This is a genomic window from Streptomyces xylophagus (assembly GCF_000716435.1).
GTDB lineage: Bacteria > Actinomycetota > Actinomycetes > Streptomycetales > Streptomycetaceae > Streptomyces > Streptomyces xylophagus.
In genome coordinates this window covers 1-18,375 of sequence record NZ_JNWO01000020.1, presented here as the reverse complement: position 1 = coordinate 18,375, position 18,375 = coordinate 1, and the positions used below count along the sequence as shown (strand labels likewise).

General features: G+C 69.4%; 19 protein-coding genes. 11 read left to right on the top strand and 8 right to left on the bottom strand.

Annotation, left to right across the window (positions count from 1 at the left end; all coding sequences use genetic code 11):
- Positions 1–37 precede the first annotated feature (37 nt).
- The gene (locus OO70_RS35630; RefSeq protein WP_043680768.1) at positions 38–511 is read right to left on the bottom strand and encodes a GNAT family N-acetyltransferase; all 474 of its coding nucleotides are present in this window, start codon (positions 509–511) and stop codon (positions 38–40) included.
- Between the two features lie 4 nt (positions 512–515).
- Positions 516–1,289 (bottom strand): IclR family transcriptional regulator, encoded by a 774-nt coding sequence (locus tag OO70_RS35625; protein WP_019067473.1) that lies wholly within the window; start codon positions 1,287–1,289, stop codon positions 516–518.
- A gap of 131 nt (positions 1,290–1,420) precedes the next feature.
- Between OO70_RS35625 and OO70_RS35620 the strand changes: the two genes are divergently transcribed.
- Together OO70_RS35620 and OO70_RS35615 are read left to right on the top strand one after the other, a co-directional pair.
- Entirely contained in the window at positions 1,421–2,950 is a 1,530-nt protein-coding gene (locus OO70_RS35620) for an aldehyde dehydrogenase (NADP(+)) (RefSeq protein WP_078651689.1), read from the top strand.
- 99 nt (positions 2,951–3,049) lie between these two features.
- A complete protein-coding gene (locus OO70_RS35615) occupies positions 3,050–3,658 on the top strand; it encodes a DUF1349 domain-containing protein (protein WP_043680762.1) in 609 nt (202 codons plus the stop codon).
- Here the strand turns inward: OO70_RS35615 and OO70_RS35610 are convergent.
- Positions 3,597–4,988, bottom strand: coding sequence for an MFS transporter (locus OO70_RS35610; protein WP_043680758.1), 1,392 nt, complete (start codon positions 4,986–4,988; stop codon positions 3,597–3,599). The two genes, OO70_RS35615 and OO70_RS35610, sit on opposite strands and share 62 nt — an antisense overlap.
- A gap of 140 nt (positions 4,989–5,128) precedes the next feature.
- On the opposite strand from OO70_RS35610, the gene OO70_RS35605 reads away from it, so the two are divergent.
- The 4 genes from OO70_RS35605 (at position 5,129) to OO70_RS35590 (ending at position 8,723) form a co-directional block, all read left to right on the top strand.
- Positions 5,129–6,067, top strand: a complete 939-nt coding sequence (locus OO70_RS35605) for a GlxA family transcriptional regulator (protein WP_043680755.1) — start codon at positions 5,129–5,131, stop codon at positions 6,065–6,067.
- A complete protein-coding gene (locus tag OO70_RS35600) occupies positions 6,064–6,552 on the top strand; it encodes a GNAT family N-acetyltransferase (RefSeq protein WP_199827477.1) in 489 nt (162 codons plus the stop codon). The genes OO70_RS35605 and OO70_RS35600 overlap by 4 nt, the downstream gene beginning before the upstream one ends.
- Positions 6,553–6,860: 308 nt before the next feature.
- Entirely contained in the window at positions 6,861–7,577 is a 717-nt protein-coding gene (locus OO70_RS35595) for a DsbA family oxidoreductase (protein WP_043680752.1), read from the top strand.
- A gap of 96 nt (positions 7,578–7,673) precedes the next feature.
- The gene (locus tag OO70_RS35590) at positions 7,674–8,723 is read left to right on the top strand and encodes an aminotransferase class V-fold PLP-dependent enzyme (RefSeq protein ID WP_043680751.1); all 1,050 of its coding nucleotides are present in this window, start codon (positions 7,674–7,676) and stop codon (positions 8,721–8,723) included.
- Between the two features lie 31 nt (positions 8,724–8,754).
- On the opposite strand, the gene thpD is transcribed toward OO70_RS35590, so the two are convergent.
- The 5 genes from thpD to OO70_RS35565 all read right to left on the bottom strand — a co-directional run bounded on the left by thpD (position 8,755) and on the right by OO70_RS35565 (position 13,407).
- Complete coding sequence (gene thpD / locus OO70_RS35585; protein WP_043680749.1) at positions 8,755–9,663, bottom strand: ectoine hydroxylase; 909 nt, start codon at positions 9,661–9,663, stop codon at positions 8,755–8,757.
- 5 nt (positions 9,664–9,668) lie between these two features.
- Entirely contained in the window at positions 9,669–10,073 is a 405-nt protein-coding gene (locus tag OO70_RS35580; protein WP_043680747.1) for an ectoine synthase, read from the bottom strand.
- 55 nt (positions 10,074–10,128) lie between these two features.
- Positions 10,129–11,400: a diaminobutyrate--2-oxoglutarate transaminase gene (gene ectB / locus OO70_RS35575; protein ID WP_043680745.1), complete on the bottom strand. Its 1,272-nt coding sequence runs from the start codon at positions 11,398–11,400 to the stop codon at positions 10,129–10,131.
- 78 nt (positions 11,401–11,478) lie between these two features.
- Positions 11,479–12,003 carry a diaminobutyrate acetyltransferase gene (gene ectA, locus OO70_RS35570; protein WP_043680742.1) on the bottom strand — a complete coding sequence of 175 codons (525 nt, stop codon included), beginning with the start codon at positions 12,001–12,003 and terminating at the stop codon, positions 11,479–11,481.
- Positions 12,004–12,306: 303 nt separating this feature from the next.
- Positions 12,307–13,407 (bottom strand): pyridoxal-phosphate-dependent aminotransferase family protein, encoded by a 1,101-nt coding sequence (locus OO70_RS35565; protein WP_043680739.1) that lies wholly within the window; start codon positions 13,405–13,407, stop codon positions 12,307–12,309.
- Positions 13,408–13,600: 193 nt separating this feature from the next.
- On the opposite strand from OO70_RS35565, the gene OO70_RS35560 reads away from it, so the two are divergent.
- The 5 genes from OO70_RS35560 to OO70_RS35540 all read left to right on the top strand — a co-directional run bounded on the left by OO70_RS35560 (position 13,601) and on the right by OO70_RS35540 (position 18,263).
- Positions 13,601–14,464 carry a transporter substrate-binding domain-containing protein gene (locus OO70_RS35560; protein ID WP_043680735.1) on the top strand — a complete coding sequence of 288 codons (864 nt, stop codon included), beginning with the start codon at positions 13,601–13,603 and terminating at the stop codon, positions 14,462–14,464.
- Positions 14,461–15,291: an amino acid ABC transporter permease gene (locus OO70_RS35555; RefSeq protein ID WP_043680733.1), complete on the top strand. Its 831-nt coding sequence runs from the start codon at positions 14,461–14,463 to the stop codon at positions 15,289–15,291. Before OO70_RS35560 ends, OO70_RS35555 begins: the two co-directional genes overlap by 4 nt.
- Complete coding sequence (locus tag OO70_RS35550) at positions 15,288–16,076, top strand: amino acid ABC transporter ATP-binding protein (RefSeq protein WP_043680731.1); 789 nt, start codon at positions 15,288–15,290, stop codon at positions 16,074–16,076. Before OO70_RS35555 ends, OO70_RS35550 begins: the two co-directional genes overlap by 4 nt.
- A gap of 64 nt (positions 16,077–16,140) precedes the next feature.
- The gene (locus tag OO70_RS35545; protein WP_078651687.1) at positions 16,141–17,232 is read left to right on the top strand and encodes an amidohydrolase family protein; all 1,092 of its coding nucleotides are present in this window, start codon (positions 16,141–16,143) and stop codon (positions 17,230–17,232) included.
- A 131-nt stretch (positions 17,233–17,363) separates the two neighbouring features.
- Positions 17,364–18,263, top strand: coding sequence for an SCO1860 family LAETG-anchored protein (locus OO70_RS35540; protein ID WP_043680726.1), 900 nt, complete (start codon positions 17,364–17,366; stop codon positions 18,261–18,263).
- Positions 18,264–18,375: the final 112 nt, after the last annotated feature.

Genomic DNA, 18,375 nt, shown 5'->3' with positions numbered 1-18,375 from the left:
TCATGAAGCACCGATCACTTCATGAGGAACCGGTCCTTCATGAATCCAGTGTCAGCACCAGCTCGTCGATCTCCTCGCCGCGCGCGTTCGCGAACCCCCGGTCATGGCCAGTGACGCGGAACCCGCACTTCTCCAGCACGCGCCGCGAGCCCGCGTTGTCGGCCGCCACGCGCGCGTACACCGGGCGTTCGGGCGCCTCGGCCAGCAGGTCGCGCAGCGCGGCCGTCGCGATGCCCTTGCCCCAGTAGGCGCGGTCGATCCAGTACGTCACCTCGCGCTCGTCCGGTGCGCCGTAGACCGCCACGCTGCCCACCACGTCGCCGTCCACGAGGATCGTGCGATTCAGGACGTCGTCCCGCGCGCGGATGCGCTTCCAGTGGGCGTCGAAGGCGTCACGGTCGGCCGGGTCCTCATGCGTGAAGGCGGCCATGTGAAGGGACTCGGGGTCGTTCGTCTGCCGGAAGAAGACCGGCAGATCACTGTCGTGGACGGGGCGGAGCGCGACCTGCATGAGTTCAGAGCCTCCGGGTGGCGAGGGTCAGTCGGTCGCGGGCATCGAACAGGGCGTCCTTGACCATCTGCTCGTGTGCAGGCGTCAGCCGGGCCACCGGCACCGAGCAGCTGATCGCGTCGCGGGCCGGGGTGCGGTACGGGATCGCGACGCCGAAGCAGCGCAGCCCCAGCGTGTTCTCCTCGCGGTCCACGGCGAAGCCCTGCTCCCGCACCTGGTGCAGCTCCTCGATGAGCTTCTCGCGGTCGGTGATCGTGTGCTCGGTGAGCGCGGGCAGCGTCTCCGGGAGCATCTTGCGGACCTGCTCGTCGGAGTAGGTGCTCAGCAGCGCCTTGCCCAGGGAGGTCGAGTGGGCGGGGAGCCGGCGGCCGACGCGGGTGAAGGGCCGTAGATAGTGCTGCGACTGGCGGGTGGCGAGATAGACCACGTTCGTGCCGTCGAGGCGGGCGAGGTGGATGGTCTCGGTGGTGTCGTCGGAGAGCCGGTCCAACGTGGGCCGCGCCGCCGCCACGACCTCGTCACCGTCGATGTAGGACGTGCCCACCAGCAGCGCCCGCACGCCGATGCCGTACCGCGTGCCGGTGGCGTCCGTCTCCACCCACCCCAGCTCCACCAGCGTGCGCAGCAGCATGTAGAGACTGGACTTCGGATAACCGACGGCCTCCTGGACCGCCGCGAGGGAGTGCATACCGGGCCGGCCTGCGAAGTATTCGAGCAGCTCCACCGTCCGCACCGCGGACTTGACCTGTGCCCCGCCGCCTGTCTCGCCTGCCGACATCGCCCTTGACCCCTTCGTTCGACGGGAAATAGTCTCCGAGAGCATATTCATCATCAGAGACAGCGTTCAGCATATCGAACGACCCTGGTGAATGACCCAGAACTGCGGCATTACATGTGGAGGGACCCGCGGTGGCAGCAGCACCAGTCTGGAGTGTCGACCCCCGAACCGGGAAGCAGCGGGAACAGGTTGCGGTGGAGGCCACAGCCCAGGAGGTGGATGCCACCGTCCGCGCAGCGTACGCGGCGCGCGGTTCCCTCGCCGACCGCACGGTCCGCGCGGCCTTCCTGCGCGGCGCCGCCGACCAGCTCGAAGCGGCCAAGGACCACCTGGTCGAGGTCGGCGACGCGGAGACCGCGCTGGGCCCGGTCCGGCTGACCGGCGAACTCGCCCGCACCTGCTACCAGTTGAGGGCCTTCGCAGACATCGTCGACGAGGGTGCCTTCCTGGACGTGGTGATCAACCACCCCGACGACACCGCGACCCCGCCGATCCCGGACCTGCGCCGCTACAAGGTGCCGCTGGGCGTGGTCGCCGTCTACTCGGCCTCCAACTTCCCCTTCGCTTTCTCCGTCCCCGGCGGCGACACCGCGAGCGCGCTGGCGGCCGGCTGCCCGGTGGTCGTCAAGGCCCACCCCGACCACCCCGGCCTGTCCGAACTGGTCGCGAGCGTGCTGCGCCGGGCCGCCGCCGAGCAGGGCATCCCGGCCGGCGTCCTCGGCCTGGTGCACGGCTTCGAGGCGGGCGTCGAACTGGTCAAGCACCCGCTGATCTCGGCGGCCGGTTTCACCGGTTCCGTACGAGGCGGTCGCGCCCTGTTCGACGCGGCGGCGGCACGGCCGGTCCCGATCCCCTTCCACGGCGAACTCGGCTCCCTCAACCCCGTGTTCATCACCGAGGCGGCGGCGGCCGAGCGCGCCGAGGCGATCGGCACGGGCCTCGCCGGCTCCATGACCCTGGGCGTCGGCCAGTTCTGCGTGAAGCCGGGTCTGGTCCTGGTCCCGTCCGGCTCCGCCGGCGACGGCCTGGTCAAGTCCCTCACCGACGCGGTCAGCAACACGGACTCCGGGGTCCTCCTCGACCACCGGATGCGCGACAACTTCCTCGCGGGCGTCACCGAGCGCGCCCAACTCCCCGACGTGGACTCGCCGGTGACCCCGGGCGCGGGTAGCGAGCACACGGTCAGCCCCGGGTTCCTCACGGTGCCGGCGGAGAGGCTCGCGTCGGAGGGGTCGTACGACCTGCTCCTCGAGGAGTGCTTCGGTCCGGTCACGGTGGTGGCCCGCTACGACGACGACGCGCAGGCGAACGCGGTGCTGTCGCGACTGCCGGGGAATCTCACGGCGACGGTTCACCTCTCGGCGGAGGAGGCGGCCGGGGAGGGGCGTGGGGCGGAGATCCTCGCGGAGCTCACGCCGTTGGCCGGGCGGGTGTTGGTGAATGCGTGGCCTACGGGGGTGGCCGTGGCAGCGGCCCAGCACCACGGGGGGCCGTATCCCGCCACGACGTCTACGTCAACGTCTGTTGGTGGTACGGCTATTGAGCGGTGGCTGCGGCCTGTTGCTTACCAGAACACGCCTGAGGCGTTGCTGCCGGTGGAGTTGCGGGACGGTAATCCGCTGGGGCTGCCTCGGCGTTATGACGGGCACCTGGAGCGGTAGCGCCGTTGGGGGTGCGGTGGATTTCGGAGTGCCGGTCCGCTGTGGCTGGTCGCGCAGTTCCCCGCGCCCCTACGTAAGTGGTCCTGAGATGATGCGTGCATGGACTTGGAACTCTCCCAACTGCCCTTTCCCCTCCGTACTTATGGGCCCGACGGGCACTGGTCCTACGAGGACGGTGTGCTCACGGGGTGGGCGGGCCCTCGCCAGGACCGGTTTGTGCCGCCCACCGGGGAGGGGCTGGACCCCGCCTCCGATGCACCCCGTCTTCTCGGGGCGCCGCACGGGGACTTCCAGCTGATCGCTCGCGTCACCGTCGGGTTCGCGGGGTCGTTCGATGCCGGGGTGCTGTACGTCCATGTCGGGGAGCGGGCCTGGGCCAAGCTCTGCCTGGAGTACTCGCCCGATGTGCCGACCGTCTGCACGGTGGTCACCCGAGGGCATTCGGACGACGCCAACTCCTTCTCGGTCGAAGGCAGTTCGGTATGGCTACGAGTGAGCCGCACAGGCCGCGCCTTCGCCTTCCACGCCTCCCGCGACGGCAAGCGCTGGACCTTCATCCGGCTCTTCACCCTTGGCGACGAGAAGGAGACGGACGCGGCCCTGGTCGGCTTCATGACGCAGTCGCCGATGGGGGAGGGGTGTGTCGTCACGTACGACCACATCGAGTTCCGTCCGAGCTGGCCGAACGACCTGAGAGACGGAAGCTGAGGAAGGCCGTCACCGCGAAGAGGGCCGCGCTGATCGCGAGGCTCTCCCGCAGCCCCTCGGTGAATCCACCGGAGACCAACACACCAAAGACCGCGATCCCCAGGCCCCCCGCCACCTGCCGCGCAGCGTTGAGCACACCGGCCGCCAGCCCGGCCCGCTCGGCAGGCACCGCGTCCATCATCACGGCGGTCAGCGGCGGGACCGTCAGGGCACAGCCGAGGGCCATCGGTACGAGGAGCAGGGCCACCAGGAGCGGGGGCGTGCCCGCGTCGACGTACAGCAGGACGAGCGCGCCCATCGCGGCCAGCACCTGCCCGACGACCATCGGCACCCGGGCCCCGTAGCGCCCCGCCAGCTTGCCCGCCAGGACGTTCGTCACGGAGATCAGACCGGTCATCGGCAGGAACATCAGCCCGGCGTACAACGCCGAACGCCCCTGCACCTGTTGGAAGAACAGCGAGAAGAGAAAGATCACGCCGTAGAAGGCGACACTGCACGCGGCACCCGCCGCGACCGCCACGGACACCGCACGACTGCGGAACAGACCGAGCGGCACCACCGGATGGGCCTGCCGCAGTTCGACCCGGACGAAGACCGCGCCCGAGACGACCGCGACCAGCAGAGCCACAACTCCCGTGGCCCCGCCCTCGATCACCGCGAACGTCACGGCCGTGAGCATCACCACCGCAGCCACCTGACCCGGCAGATCCAACGGCGCCGGCCGGCGCTCCGAGCGCGGCGCCCGGACCAGCAACACCAACGCCACCGCGCCCAGCGGCAGGTTGATGAAGAAGATGCCCCGCCAGTCCCAGACCGTGGTCAGCGCACCCCCGGCCACCGGCCCCAGGGCCACCGCCACCGAGCCGCCCGCCGCCCAACTGGCCACCGCCCGCGCCCGCTTGGCGGGTTCGGCATAGGCCTGCCGTACGAGGGAGAGCGACGCGGGAAGGACCACGGCCGCTGCCACTCCCTGAAGCACGCGCGCGCCGATCAGCACGCTCAGATCCGGAGCCAGGCCGCAGGCCGCCGAGGCAAGGGCGAAGACCGCGATGCCGATCGCGTACGCACGGCTTGCCCCGACCCGGTCCGCGAAGGCGCCGGTGGACAGCATCAGGGCCGCGAAGGACAACGTGTAGGCGTCGACCACCCACTGCAGCCCCGACATCCCGCCACCGAACGCGTGCCCGATCGACGGCAACGCCACGTTCACCACGGACGCGTCGAGGGTGATGAGCGCGAAGCCGAGGAGGGCGGCGGTGAGGGTGAGGGCGGGGGACGAGGAGGTCAAACCACCTGCCCGGGGCTTGAGTTGGATGGTGTTGGTTGGCATGTCCCCATGCTGCGGACAGATGACGCCGTACAGTAGTGACCGGAATGCCATACGTCCGGAGGTTCTGGCCATGCCCCCCCCACCTCGGCCCCTACCCCCACCCCCGTCGGGTCGCAGTCGTCGCGGCGACCCCTGTCTCGATGTTCAACCTGGCCATCCCGGAGCTGCTGTTCGACCGGGTGGAGATCGACGGGGAGCCGGGCTACGAGACGATCATCTGCGCCCCGGAACCGGGCCCCGTCCCCACCACGGGCGGCCTCGACCTGCACATACGGCACGGCCTCGACGTCGTAGGGGACGCGGACATGGTCCTCGTCGTCGGCACGGGCCACCGGTACACACCGGACCCACGTACGGTGACCGCCCTCCGCGAGGCCGCCGCCGAGGGCAAGCGCATCGCGTCCATCTGCAGCGGCGCGTTCGCCCTGGCCGAGGCGGGACTCCTGGACGGCCGCCGGGCCACGACGTACTGGAACCAGGCGGAGGAACTGCGCAGGCGCTATCCGGAGGTCGACCTCACCGGTGACGTCCTCTACGTCCAGGACGGCCAGTTCCTGACAGCCTCCGGATACGCCGCCGGCATCGACCTCTGCCTGCACATCATCCGCACCGACTACGGCGCTGCCGTGGCCAACGAGGTGGCCCGCCTGGCCCTCGTCGCCCCCGTACGCCCGGGCGGCCAGACCCAGTTCACGCAGACCCCCCTCCCGCCCGAGCGGGGCACCGCCTGCGCCGACACGCGCGGCTGGGCCATGCGCAACCTCGACAAGCCGCTCACCCTCACCGACCTGGCCCGGCACGCCGGCGTCAGCGTCCGCACCCTCACCCGCCGCTTCCACGCGGAGAGCGGCGTAAGCCCCCTCCAATGGCTCCTCCACCAGCGCATCGAGCGCGCCAAGGAACTCCTGGAGACCACCACCCTCCCCATGGACCAGCTGGCCCGCGCCTCCGGCCTGGGCACCGCGGACTCCCTCCGCGCCCACCTGGTCCGCCGCACCGGCCTCACCCCGAGCGCCTACCGCACCCAGTTCACCCGCCTAGGAACCGAAGCAACCGCCGTCACGTCATCGCTTGCATGATCGGAGACCGCGCCAACGAATCCCGGATGATCAGAACCGCCCTGCCCGCCGAGGCGAAGAGCGTCGCAGCCCTGCACGCACGGGCCCGGGCGACGTACTACCCGGAGGGCGTCCCGGACGACGGAATGGACTGGTTGGCCGCATGGCAGGGCGTCATCGAGCGCCCCGACGCCCAGGTTCTCTGCCTGATCGAACAGGGCCACATCGTCGCCATAGCCTCCTTCCGCACCCCGGAGGAGGGCCCGGCAGAAACGGTCAAGCTCTTCCAGTTCCACGTAGACCCCGACCACTGGCGCGCCGGCCTGGGCACGGCCCTGCACAAGGCCTGCGTCGAACAATGGCGAGCAGAAGCCCGCCACACAGCCGTACTCGACGTCCACGTAGACAACGAACGAGCCCAGGCCTTCTACACCCGTCAGGGCTGGACAACGGACCCACCGGACGACAGCCACCACCTGAGCATGACCCTGCCCCTGACCACGTAGCGCGAGGCGCCCCCTGAACACATAGCGCGAGGCGGCCCGCACCCGCGTACGGCGAGAAGGGGCCGTGTCGGGGGGTGTCCGCCCGCAGCGGTTGGCGCGTCAACACGGCCACGTTGGTAGGCGACCGATTCCGCGCCGTTCCGAGGACGGACACCCCCCGGCGCGGCCCCGACCCACCACCGCACCGCAGGCGCAAAGCCGCACCCCCACAAAGCCGCACCAGGGAATGAACCAAGCTGCTTGAACGTTCACGGGGGAGACGGAGGACCCCTCCCCTCCCGCCCGCACGCCCTGGAAAGAGCCGAAGAATGCGCGTCGAGATCTGGTCGGACATAGCCTGCCCCTGGTGCTACGTGGGCAAGGCCCGCTTCGAGAAGGCCCTCGAAGCCTTCCCGCACCGCGACGGCGTCGAGGTAGTGCACCGCTCCTTCGAGCTCGACCCGGGCCGCGCCAAGACCGACATCCAGCCCGTGCTCAAGATGCTCACCAAGAAGTACGGCATGAGCGAGGCACAGGCGCAGGCCGGCGAGGACAACCTCGGCGCCCAGGCCGCCGCCGAAGGCCTCGACTACCGCACCCGCGACCGCGACCACGGCAACACCTTCGACATGCACCGCCTCCTCCACTTCGCCAAGGAGCACGGCCGCCAGGACGAACTGATCCAGGCGCTGTACAAGGCGAACTTCGCCGAGGAACGCTCCGTCTTCGGTGACGACGAGCGCCTCGTCGAACTGGCGACCACCGCAGGCCTGGACGCGGAAGCCGCCCGCAAGGTGCTGTCCGACCCCACCGCATACGCCGACGACGTCCGTGCCGACGAGCGCGAGGCCGCCGAGCTGGGCGCGAACGGCGTCCCCTTCTTCGTCCTGGACCGCAAGTACGGCGTCTCCGGCGCCCAGCCCGCCGAGGTCTTCGCCCAAGCGTTGACCCAGGCATGGGGCGAACACAAGCCGCTCAAGCTGATCGACGCCGACGGCGGAGCCGAGGCCTGCGGCCCCGACGGCTGCGCGGTACCGCAGACCTGAAACCCGCAGCTCAGGCCTGATCCATAAGCGTTCCTTAGGGGATCCAGGCAAAAACCCGCAATGGACGAGGACTCCATGGAGCCGCAGAGTGGTCCCATGGAGACCTTGGAGAGCCTCGTCCGCGCCGAGTTCGCCCCGAGGAACACCTACCTCAACACCGCGAGCACCGGCCTCCTCCCGACCCGCACCGTCACCGCCATGCGCACCGCCATAGAGGCGGCCGCGATCGGCACGCCGACCGACATGTTCGACGACGTGGAGGCATCCCGCGCCGCCTTCGCCCGCCTGACGAGCGTGCCGGTCGACCGGGTGGCGGCCGGTGCGTCCGTAGCGGTCTACAGCGGCCTGATCGCCGCCTCCCTGCCCGCCGGCGCCGAAGTCCTCACCGCGGAGGCCGACTTCAGCTCGGTGGTGAACCCCTTCCACATGCGCGCCGACCTCAAGATCCGCAGCGCCCCGCTGGAACGCATCGCGGACTCGATACGCCCCGGCACCACCCTCGTGGCGGTCAGCGCGGCCCAGTCGGCGGACGGCAGGATCGCCGACCTGCCGGCGATCCGAGCCGCAGCGCACGAACACGGCACACGCACATACGTCGACGCATCGCAGGCGGCCGGTTGGCTGGACCTCGACGCGGACGCCTACGACTACGTGGCCGCCGCAGGCTTCAAGTGGCTCTTCTGCCCCCGAGGGGTCGCCTTCCTGGTCACCCCACGGGACCTCGGCGACCTCAACCCGATCTTCGCCGGCTGGGTGGCGGGCGAGGCCCCCTGGGACAGCTGCTACGGCCCGGTGGAGGAACTCGCCCACTCCGCCCGCCGGTTCGACGTGAGCCCGGCCCTCTTCTCCTACGCCGGCGCCCGCCACTCGCTCGCGCTGTTGGAGGAGTTGGGCACCGACGCGATCCGCACCCACGACCTGACCCTCGCCGACCGCTTCCGCGCGGGCCTGGCCACCCTCGGCCACGAGCCGGTCGCGTCCCCGGGTTCACCGATCGTGTCGGTGCCCGGACTCGGGCGGAGGCAGGGCGAGTTGAGCGCGGCCGGAGTCGAAGTCTCCGACCGCGCAGGGAACTTGCGCGCCGCGTTCCACCTCTACAACACCCCGCAGGACGTCGACCGCCTCCTGGATGTCCTGGGCGGCTGACGCCGCGAGGGACACGGCGACGGGCGACGGGTCACTTCACCGGCGTGAAGTCCCGCGCCCCGATGAACTCGGGCCGCCGCACAGGCGCGGCGAACGGCTCGACTGCCTTGTTCTCCACGCTGTTGAACACGATGAAGACGTTGCTGCGCGGGAACGGCGTGATGTTGTCACCGGAACCGTGCATGCAGTTGCAGTCGAACCAGGTCGCCGAACCGGCCCTGCCGGTGAACAACTTGATGCCGTACTGGGAGGCCATGTCGGTCAGCGCCTCGTCCGAGGGCGTGCCCGCGTCCTGCATCTGCAGCGACTGGCGGTAGTTGTCCTCGGGCGTCGCGCCCGCGCAGCCGAGGAACGTCCGGTGCGAGCCCGGCATGATCATGAGTCCGCCGTTGGTGTCGTGGTTCTCGGTGAGCGCGATCGACACGGACACGGTGCGCATGTTCGGCAGACCGTCCTCGGCGTGCCAGGTCTCGAAGTCGGAGTGCCAGTAGAAGCCACTGGCCCCGAAGCCGGGCTTCACATTGATCCGGGACTGATGGACGTACACGTCCGAGCCGAGGATCTGCCGGGCCCGCCCGACGACCCGCTCGTCGCGCACGAGCCGCGCGAACACCTCGCTGATCCGGTGCACTTCGAAGACGGACCGGATCTCCATGGACTTCGACTCGACGATCGACCGCTCGTCGGCCCGGATCGCGGGGTCGGCGACAAGCCGTTCCAACTCCCGCCGGTAGACGCCGACTTCGTCGTCCCCGAGCAGTTCCTCCATGGCGAGGAAGCCGTCGCGCTCGAACGCCTGGAGGTCACCGGCCGGGATCGGACCGATCGGACCGGGAGTGTCGGGGGCGCCCCAGACGACGGGGTCCTGGCGCGGGACGGACACCTCGGTGGTGCCGCGGCTGGGGTACAGATCGGTGACGCCGGTGACGGTGGTCGTCATGCTCGTCACACCTCCTCGGGTTCGGTGAGCAGCGGGTAGACGCCGTTCTCGTCGTGGTCCTCCCGTCCGGTGACGGGCGGGTTGAAGACACAGATGCAGCGGAAGTCCTCCTTGATCCGCATCGTGTGCCGCTCGTGCCCGTCGAGGAGGTACATGGTCCCGGGCGTGATCGTGTACGTCTGCCCGGTCTCGTTGTCGGTGAGTTCGGCGTGGCCCTCGACGCAGACGACGGCCTCGATGTGGTTCGCGTACCACATCGACGTCTCCGTGCCCGCGTAGAGGACGGTCTCGTGGACCGAGAAGCCGACCCGCTCCTTGGCGAGGACGATGCGCTTGCTCTCCCAGGTGCCGGACGCGGCCTTGATGTGCCGGTCGGTGCCTTCGAGTTCCTTGAACGAACGAACAATCACGGTGTGGCGATGCCTCCTTGACGTGGTGTCAGATGATCGGGGTGGGTCAGGCTGTTCAGACGGTCTCGCGCACGGCGCGGGCGAGGATGCTGAGCCCCTCGTCCAGCTCTTCAGGCGTGATGGTCAGCGCGGGCAGCAGCTTCACGACCTCGCCCTGCGGCCCCGACGTCTCGACGAGCAGCCCGAGTTCGAAGGCGCGACGGCAGATCAGGCCCGCACGCTCCGGGTCCTTGAACTCGATGCCCCAGACCAGCCCGCGCCCCCGGTACTCCTTGACGTCGGCGAGGTTCTCCTCGGTGATGGAGATCAGCCCCTGCTCGACCTGCTCACCGCGGGTCCGGGTCTGCTTCTCCATCGCGGACCCGTCCGCCCAGTACGTCTCCAGGGCGGCGGTGGCGGTGACGAACGCCGGGTTGTTGCCCCGGAAGGTGCCGTTGTGCTCGCCCGGCTCCCAGATGTCCAGCTCGGGCCTGAACAGGCACAGCGACATCGGAAGGCCGTACCCGCTGATGGACTTGGACACGGTCACGATGTCCGGCACGATCCCTGCCTCCTCGAAGGAGAAGAACGCGCCGGTCCGTCCGCAGCCCATCTGGATGTCGTCGACGATCAGCAGCATGTCCTGGCGCTCGCACAACTCGGCGAGCGCGCGCAGCCATTCGGGGCGGGCGACGTTGATGCCGCCCTCGCCCTGCACGGACTCGACGATCACGGCGGCGGGCTTGTTGAGGCCGGAGCCCTGGTCCTCCAACAGCCGCTCGAACCACAGGAAGTCGGGGACCTGTCCGTCGAAGTAGTTGTCGAACGGCATCGGCGTGCCGTGCACCAGCGGAATGCCGGCCCCGGCCCGCTTGAAGGCGTTGCCGGTCACGGCCAGCGCCCCCAGCGACATCCCGTGGAAGGCGTTGGTGAACGACACGATCGACTCGCGCCCCTTCACCTTCCGCGCCAACTTCAGTGCGGACTCAACGGCGTTGGTGCCGGTCGGGCCCGGGAACATCACCTTGTACGGCAGATCGCGCGGGCGCAGCACGAGGTCCTGGAAGGTCTGCAGGAACGCGCGCTTCGCACTGGTCGACATGTCGAGCCCGTGGGTGACGCCGTCGCGCTCCAGGTAGTCGATCAACGCCCGTTTCAGGACAGGGTTGTTGTGCCCGTAGTTGAGCGAGCCGGCACCCGCGAAGAAGTCGAGGTAGGCGTGGCCGTCCTCGTCGTACATACGGCTGCCCCGGGCCCGGTCGAAGACGGTGGGCCAGCCGCGGCAGTAGCTGCGGACCTCTGACTCCAGGGTCTCGAAGACGCTGAGATCGGGCTGGGTGATGGTCACGCGAATCGCTCCTCGGTGTGGGGGTGTGAGGCGTGCGGAAGAACTGAAAACGGGAGAGAGAACCGGGATCTCGGAGACTCAGCGGTCCGATGCGTCTTGGACTCTCAACGGGCCGATGCGGTACAGCACCTCGGGGTCGTGCGGCCCGTCCGGGAAGTCACCGGCCTCGAACAGGACCGTGCGGTCGACGGCGGCGCCGTGGCGTTCCGCGTACGACGCGAAGAGCCGCTCGGAGGCGGTGTTGCCGGGCGAGATCGTGGTCTCGATCTCGGTCACCCCGTACTCGGCGGCGACCCGCGCGGTGAGCCCGTCGAGCATCCGCGCGGCCAGCCCGCGGCCACGCTGCGCGGCGTCGACGGCCACCTGCCACACGAGCAGGGTGCCCGGCCGGTCCGGCGGCACATACCCGGTGACGAACCCGACCGGTTCGCCGCGCTCGTCCCGCACGACGACCGAGGTACCGGCGAAGTCCCGGCACCACAGGAGATAGCTGTACGACGAGTTCAGGTCGAGGGCGCCCGAGTCCTTGGCGATACGCCACAACACGGAGCCGTCGGCCACCGTGGGGCGGTCGATGTGCAGGTCTGCTTGGGTGGCAGTCATGCGAATTGAATTTACCGAGGGAAATTCGAAATTGCATGGAGGAGCGGGGTTACGTCTGAGACCGGGACGTGTTATCACGCGTGTGTAGGCGTGCCTTATGTCAGACTTTGACCCGCAGATAAAAGGCAAACCGGGCGCCCTGTGTAACGGGTCACAAGGGTGTAACCCTCACGAGATCTACGCGAATTGTTTGCGTTTGGGTGCCCGGAAATCGGGCAGAAGGAAATGGGAAGCTGCCCGCAAAAGCGGTGGAGAAATTCCCCTGCAATTACATGCGATTACATCGGAATTAGATGCGGGCGACTATCGCCACGCACTCTCCACAGCGGCCCGAGCCCCCTCCGGATCCACCGACACCCCTAGCTCGGCCAGCGCCGCGCCCAGCGCTGCCAAGGAGCCCTGCACCGCCCCCACCGTCGCGTCCACCCCGTAGTGGTTGACCCGGATCATCTCCTTCGCCAGGGCGCCCCCACCCGCGGCCAGCGGCAGGGCGGGGTCCGAGGACAGGGCCCGGGTCACCAGCTCCGAGGCCACGACACCCGGCGGTGTCCTGAGCGTCGTAGCGACGGGGGCGGCCTCGGAGGCCTCGTGGACGTAGGGTTCGAGGCCGCCGCCCAGGGCGACCGCACCCGCTCGCGTCGCCGCGGCCGCGACGGCGTGGCGGCGCATCACCGCGTCCAGGCCCTCCGACTCGATGCGCTCGACACACGCCTCCAGCGCCAGCATCTCCAGCTGTGCCGGTGCGTGCAGGAGGGTCTTGCGGCCGGCGTCCACCCAGCGCTCCTTCCAGTCCAGGAGGGAGAGGTACGAGCGGCGCGGCGCCCCCGGGTTGGAGAGCATCCGGGCCCACGCCCGCTCGCTCACCGACACCGCCGACACACCCGCGGGCCCGCCCATCGCCTTCTGCGCCCCGATCACGCACAGGTCGACACCCCACGCGTCCGGCAGCACCGGCTCCGCGCCGATGGAGGCCACCGCGTCGAGGTAGAAGAGGGCGCCGTGCGCGCGCACGACCTCGCCGATCTCCGCGACCGGGTTGGTGTTGCCGGTCGCCGCCTCCGCGTGGACGAGGGACACGAAGTCGATCTCGGGGCGCTCGGCGAAGGCCTCCCGGATCTGGTCGGCGGTCACCGCCGTGTGGAAGGGGACGGAGAGGTCGATCACCTCGGCGCCGCAGTCCCGCAGCCAGTTCCCGAAGGTCTGCCCGTAGGGGCCGGTGATGACGTTCAGCGCGACCGTGCCCGGACCGGCCGTCGAGCGGATCGCGCCCTCCAGCGGCAACAACGCCTCACCCTGCATGATCACGACATCCTGCTCGGTGCCGAGCAGCCGGGCCACCCGGTCCTCGATCGCGGCGAAGTGCGCGGCGCTCAGCGGGGCCAGGTCGAGGAAGGGGTGTGTCACGGCGGTGCTCTTTCACTCGCGGGGACCGAAGGCGTCCCGGGGATCGGTGGAACGAGCGTAACCGGCGCCCCTGAGCCCCCTCTGACCGGCGACTTCTTAGCCCGTACGGCCCCCTGCCCGGCACCTCACCACGAGCGGGCCGCCCCGCTCCTCCGAATAATCGGAAGCCACAGTTCCGTCACAGGAGGCCTCCGTGAACACGCTCCTCGGCCGCCGGGCCCGCACCCTGGCCGCCACCACCGCGACGGCCGCACTCGCACTCGTCCTCGTGGCCGGCTGCACGTCGAGCGACAGCGGCGGCAGCGGTTCGAAGACCGCCGCCGGTGGCGTCGAACTCGTCAAGGCCGGCCGGCTCACCACCTGCACGCACCTGCCCTACCCGCCCTTCCAGTCCGAGATCGACGGCAAGGTGCAGGGCTTCGACGTCTCCCTCATCGACCTGGTCGCCAAGAACCTCGGGGTGAAGCAGAAGATCCTCGACACCCCCTTCGAGAACTTCAAGACCGGCGCCTTCCTCAACGCCGACGAGTGCGACCTGGCCGCCGCCGGCATGACCATCACCGCCGAGCGCAAGAAGAACGTCGACTTCTCCGACCCGTACTTCGACGCCACCCAGGCCGTCCTCGTCGACAAGAAGAGCGGGATCACCTCCCTCGCCGACGTGAAGACCAAGGGCAAGAAGCTCGGCGCCCAGGCACAGACCACCGGCGAGGACTACGCCAAGAGCAAGGGCTTCGACCCCGTCTCCTTCGAGTCCTCCGACGCCGTCCTCAACGGCCTGCGCACCGGCCAGGTCCAGGCCGTCATCATCGACTACCCGGTCGTCCAGGGCTGGCTCAAGACCAAGGCCAACGCCGACGCCTTCCAGGTCGTCGACAACCTCAACACCGGTGAGCAGTACGGCTTCACGGTCAAGAAGGGCAACACCGAGCTCCTCGCCGCCATCAACAAGGCGATCAAGGACGCGAAGGCGGACGGCACGTACAAGAAGCTGTACGAGAAGTGGATCGGCCCCTACGACGCCACAGCCGCATCGCCCTCACCCTCGGCCTCATGACGCCAGACCTTCAACTCCAGCCGAGGGCAAAGGGCCTGACCCGCCGTCAGCGACGCAGGCTGTCCCAAGGCGCGCAGTACGCCGTGTTCCTCGCCGCGGTGATCGCCTTCGCGGTCACCGCCGACTGGGGCCGCCTGAAGAACCAGTTCGCGCAGTGGAGCATCGCCAAGCAGATGTTCCCGGACGTCATCACCCTCGCGCTCAAGAACACCGTGCTCTACACCCTGTCCGGCTTCGTCTTCGGCCTCGTCCTCGGCATGGTCGTCGCGCTGATGAGGCTGTCGTCCGTAGGCCCCTACCGCTGGTTGGCCGGCATCTACATCGAGATCTTCCGCGGCCTGCCCGCCCTGCTGATCTTCATCTTCGTCGGTGTCGCCGTGCCGCTCGCCTTCCCCGGCACGGAGATCGTCGGCGGAACGTACGGCAAGGTCGCCCTCGCCCTCGGCCTGGTGTCGGCCGCGTACATGGCGGAGACGATCCGAGCGGGCATCCAGGCGGTCCCCAAGGGGCAGTTGGAGGCGGCCCGCTCGCTCGGCTTCTCGCAGGCCCGGGCCATGCTCTCGATCATCATCCCCCAGGCGTTCCGGATCATCCTCCCTCCCCTGACCAACGAACTCGTCCTCCTCTTCAAGGACTCCTCCCTGGTCCTGTTCCTCGGCGTCACCCTGGAGGAGCGTGAACTCTCCAAATACGGGCGCGACTTGGCGAGTACGACGGCCAACTCCACGCCGATCCTGGTGGCGGGCCTGTGCTATCTCCTCGTCACGATCCCGCTGAGCTTCGTGGTGCGCCGCATGGAGACGAAGACGGGGGAGGCGATCCGATGAGCACGAGCAGCACCCCACCGGAGATCCAAGTCAGGGACCTGCACAAGTCGTTCGGCACCAACGAGGTGCTGCGCGGCATCGACCTGGAGATCGGACAGGGCGAGGTCGTGTGCGTCATCGGCCCCTCCGGCTCCGGCAAATCGACCCTGCTGCGCTGCGTGAACCTGCTCGAAGAACCCACCAAGGGACGGGTGTTCGTCGGCGGCACCGAGATCACCGATCCCGATGTAGACATCGACGCCGTACGCCGCCGTATCGGCATGGTCTTCCAGCAGTTCAACCTCTTCCCGCACCTGTCCGTCACCGAGAACCTCACCCTGCCCCAACGCCGGGTCCTGCGCCGGGACAAGGCGGAGGCGGCGAAGGTGGCCGTCGAGAACCTGCGCCGCGTGGGCCTGTCCGAGAAGGCCACCGCCTACCCCGCCTCCCTCTCCGGCGGCCAGCAGCAACGCGTCGCGATCGCCCGGGCGTTGGCGATGGACCCCGAGGTGATGCTCTTCGACGAACCGACCTCGGCACTCGACCCCGAGCTGGTGGGCGATGTCCTGGCGGTCATGCGGATGCTCGCGAACGAGGGCATGACCATGATGGTGGTCACCCACGAGATGACGTTCGCACGTGAGGTGGCCGACCGGGTGGTCTTCATGGACGGCGGAGTGATCGTCGAGGACGGCACGCCGGACCGGGTCATCACCAACCCGCAGCACGATCGAACCCGCCATTTCTTGTCCCGGCTACTGGACCCGGCGATGGCTGAAGTGGACGACGAGGGCAGCGCCCCCTAAGGGGCGCGGGGAACTGCGCGACCAGCCACATCGGACCCGCACCCGACGAACTATCGTGCGTCCCATGAGCGATCAAGCCGTGCTGCACGTAAAGGGCCGGGTCCTTGTGGGACCGGAGGACATCCGCGACGAACTCTGGGTCATCGACGGCCGCATCTCCTACGACCACCCCGTCGACGCCCGCGACATCCGTACGGTCGAGGGCTGGACCCTCCCCGGCCTGGTCGACGCCCACTGCCACGTAGGCCTCGGCACCCACGGCCCCGTTGACGAGGACACCGCCGAAAAACAGGCCCTCACCGACCGCGCCGCCGGCACCCTCCTGCTCCGCGACGCAGGCTCACCCTCGGACACCCGCTGGATCGACGACCGAGAAGACCTCCCGAAGATCATCCGCGCCGGCAAACACATCGCCCGCACCCGCCGCTACATCCGCAACTTCGCCCACGAGATCGAGCCCGACGAACTCGTCGCCTACGTCGGCCGGGAAGCCCAACGCGGCGACGGCTGGGTCAAGTTGGTCGGCGACTGGATCGACCGCGACCTCGGCGACCTCTCCGCCTGCTGGCCGCGCGAAGCGGTGGACGCGGCCATCGCCGAGGCCCACCGACTCGGCGCGCGCGTCACCGCGCACTGCTTCGCCGAGGACGCGCTGCGCGACCTGGTCGAGGCGGGCATCGACTGCATCGAGCACGCGACCGGCCTCACCGAGGACCTCGTCCCGCTGTTCGCCTCACGGGGCGTGGCGATCGTCCCGACCCTCGTCAACATCGCGACCTTCCCGCACCTCGCTGCCGGCGGCCAGAGCAAGTACCCCAGCTGGTCCGCCCACATGCTCCGACTCCACGAGCGCCGCTACGACACCGTCCGCGCCGCCTACGACGCGGGCGTCCCGGTCTACGTCGGCACGGACGCCGGCGGCTCCCTCGCCCACGGCCTGGTCGCCGCCGAGGTCGCCGAACTGGTCACCGCCGGCATCCCGGCCGTAGAAGCGCTGTCGGCGACCGCGTGGGGCGCGCGGCGGTGGCTCGGGCGGCCCGGGCTGGAGGAGGGCGCATCGGCGGACTTCGTCGTCTACGAGACCGACCCGCGCGCCGATGTGCGCGTGCTCGCGTCGCCGCGACGGGTGGTGCTGAACGGGCTGGTGGTCGAATAGTCGCCAGCCGATTCGAATACGTTCACGGAAAACCCACGATGGGGTGAAGTGACGCGGGATCGCTGACGGTTCACCCTTCGTGGGTAATTCTTACCGGGTCCCAAGCATGTCTCTTCTGGGGGTCCCACACCTTGAACGGCACCAACTTCCGCATGCCCGCACGCCGTTGGGCCACCGTGGCCACGGCCACCGCTCTCGCCGCCGGTCCCGTGGCGCTGGCCGGCGCGGGGTCCGCCCACGCGACCACCGACCAGGGTCGCGCGAGCGCCGTCGTACTGCGTACCGGGCTCGACGTGTCCCTGCTCAACAAGACCGTGGACGTCCCGCTCGCGGTCTCCCTCAACGAGGTCCAGGCACCGCAGAGCGCCGAAAAGACCGCGCTCACCGCCCAGTTGGACGGGGTGAACGGTGGCCGTCCGTTCAGTGTGCTCGGCGCGGACGTCGCCACGGCGAAGGCGACGGTGTCGGCGACGAAGGCCGAGGGATACACCGACCTCGCCCATGTCCGCCTCCATGTGCCCGGGTTGCCGTTGCTCTCGCTCATCGAGGTCGACGCGGTCACGTCCAAGGCGACGTGCGAGGCGGGGAAGGCACCCGTCGCCACGTCGCATCTGCCCGGGGCGGTGACGGTGCTCGGCAAGCGGGTCACGGTGACCGCGAGTGGTCCTACGGAGGTTCAGGTGCCGGGGGTCGGTTCGGTCCGCCTCGACTTGTCCAAGACCTCGACCACGTCCCGTACGGCGGCTGCGACCGCGCTCGAACTCAAGGTCTCCGTCAACCCGTTGAAGCTGAACGTTGCCGACGTGGAGGGCACGGTGACTTTGGCGCAGGCGACGTGCGAGTCACCCGAGGTCGCCTCGGCACCGCCTGCCGACCCCGCCCCCGATGTGAAGCCGCAGGGCGCTCCGGCGGAGGCGGGGTTGGCCGAGACGGGGGGTAGCTCCATGACGCCGTATGTCGCGGGCGGGGCGGTGTTGTTGCTGGCGGTGGGCGGGGGAGCGGTACTGACAGCGCGCCGCCGCCGAGGCTGAGCCAACTACTTTCCCACCCACCCGTCTCGGGCGTTTTGGAGGTCCACCTTTTAACCGACAGTAAACGGGCGGGTAGGCGGGAAAGGTTTGGACGGCGACCTCTCGACTGACC

What these genes read in the sequence shown, in the direction of transcription:
- OO70_RS35595 (WP_043680752.1), top strand. Translation starts at nt 6,861, where the DNA reads ATGCGCGTCGAGATCTGGTCGGACATAGCCTGCCCCTGGTGCTACGTG.
- OO70_RS35610 (WP_043680758.1), bottom strand. Translation starts at nt 4,988, where the DNA reads ATGCCAACCAACACCATCCAACTCAAGCCCCGGGCAGGTGGTTTGACC.
- OO70_RS35605 (WP_043680755.1), top strand. Translation starts at nt 5,129, where the DNA reads ATGTTCAACCTGGCCATCCCGGAGCTGCTGTTCGACCGGGTGGAGATC.
- thpD (WP_043680749.1), bottom strand. Translation starts at nt 9,663, where the DNA reads ATGACGACCACCGTCACCGGCGTCACCGATCTGTACCCCAGCCGCGGC.
- OO70_RS35615 (WP_043680762.1), top strand. Translation starts at nt 3,050, where the DNA reads ATGGACTTGGAACTCTCCCAACTGCCCTTTCCCCTCCGTACTTATGGG.
- OO70_RS35600 (WP_199827477.1), top strand. Translation starts at nt 6,064, where the DNA reads ATGATCGGAGACCGCGCCAACGAATCCCGGATGATCAGAACCGCCCTG.
- OO70_RS35545 (WP_078651687.1), top strand. Translation starts at nt 16,141, where the DNA reads ATGAGCGATCAAGCCGTGCTGCACGTAAAGGGCCGGGTCCTTGTGGGA.
- OO70_RS35625 (WP_019067473.1), bottom strand. Translation starts at nt 1,289, where the DNA reads ATGTCGGCAGGCGAGACAGGCGGCGGGGCACAGGTCAAGTCCGCGGTG.
- OO70_RS35630 (WP_043680768.1), bottom strand. Translation starts at nt 511, where the DNA reads ATGCAGGTCGCGCTCCGCCCCGTCCACGACAGTGATCTGCCGGTCTTC.
- ectA (WP_043680742.1), bottom strand. Translation starts at nt 12,003, where the DNA reads ATGACTGCCACCCAAGCAGACCTGCACATCGACCGCCCCACGGTGGCC.
- OO70_RS35590 (WP_043680751.1), top strand. Translation starts at nt 7,674, where the DNA reads ATGGAGACCTTGGAGAGCCTCGTCCGCGCCGAGTTCGCCCCGAGGAAC.
- OO70_RS35550 (WP_043680731.1), top strand. Translation starts at nt 15,288, where the DNA reads ATGAGCACGAGCAGCACCCCACCGGAGATCCAAGTCAGGGACCTGCAC.
- OO70_RS35555 (WP_043680733.1), top strand. Translation starts at nt 14,461, where the DNA reads ATGACGCCAGACCTTCAACTCCAGCCGAGGGCAAAGGGCCTGACCCGC.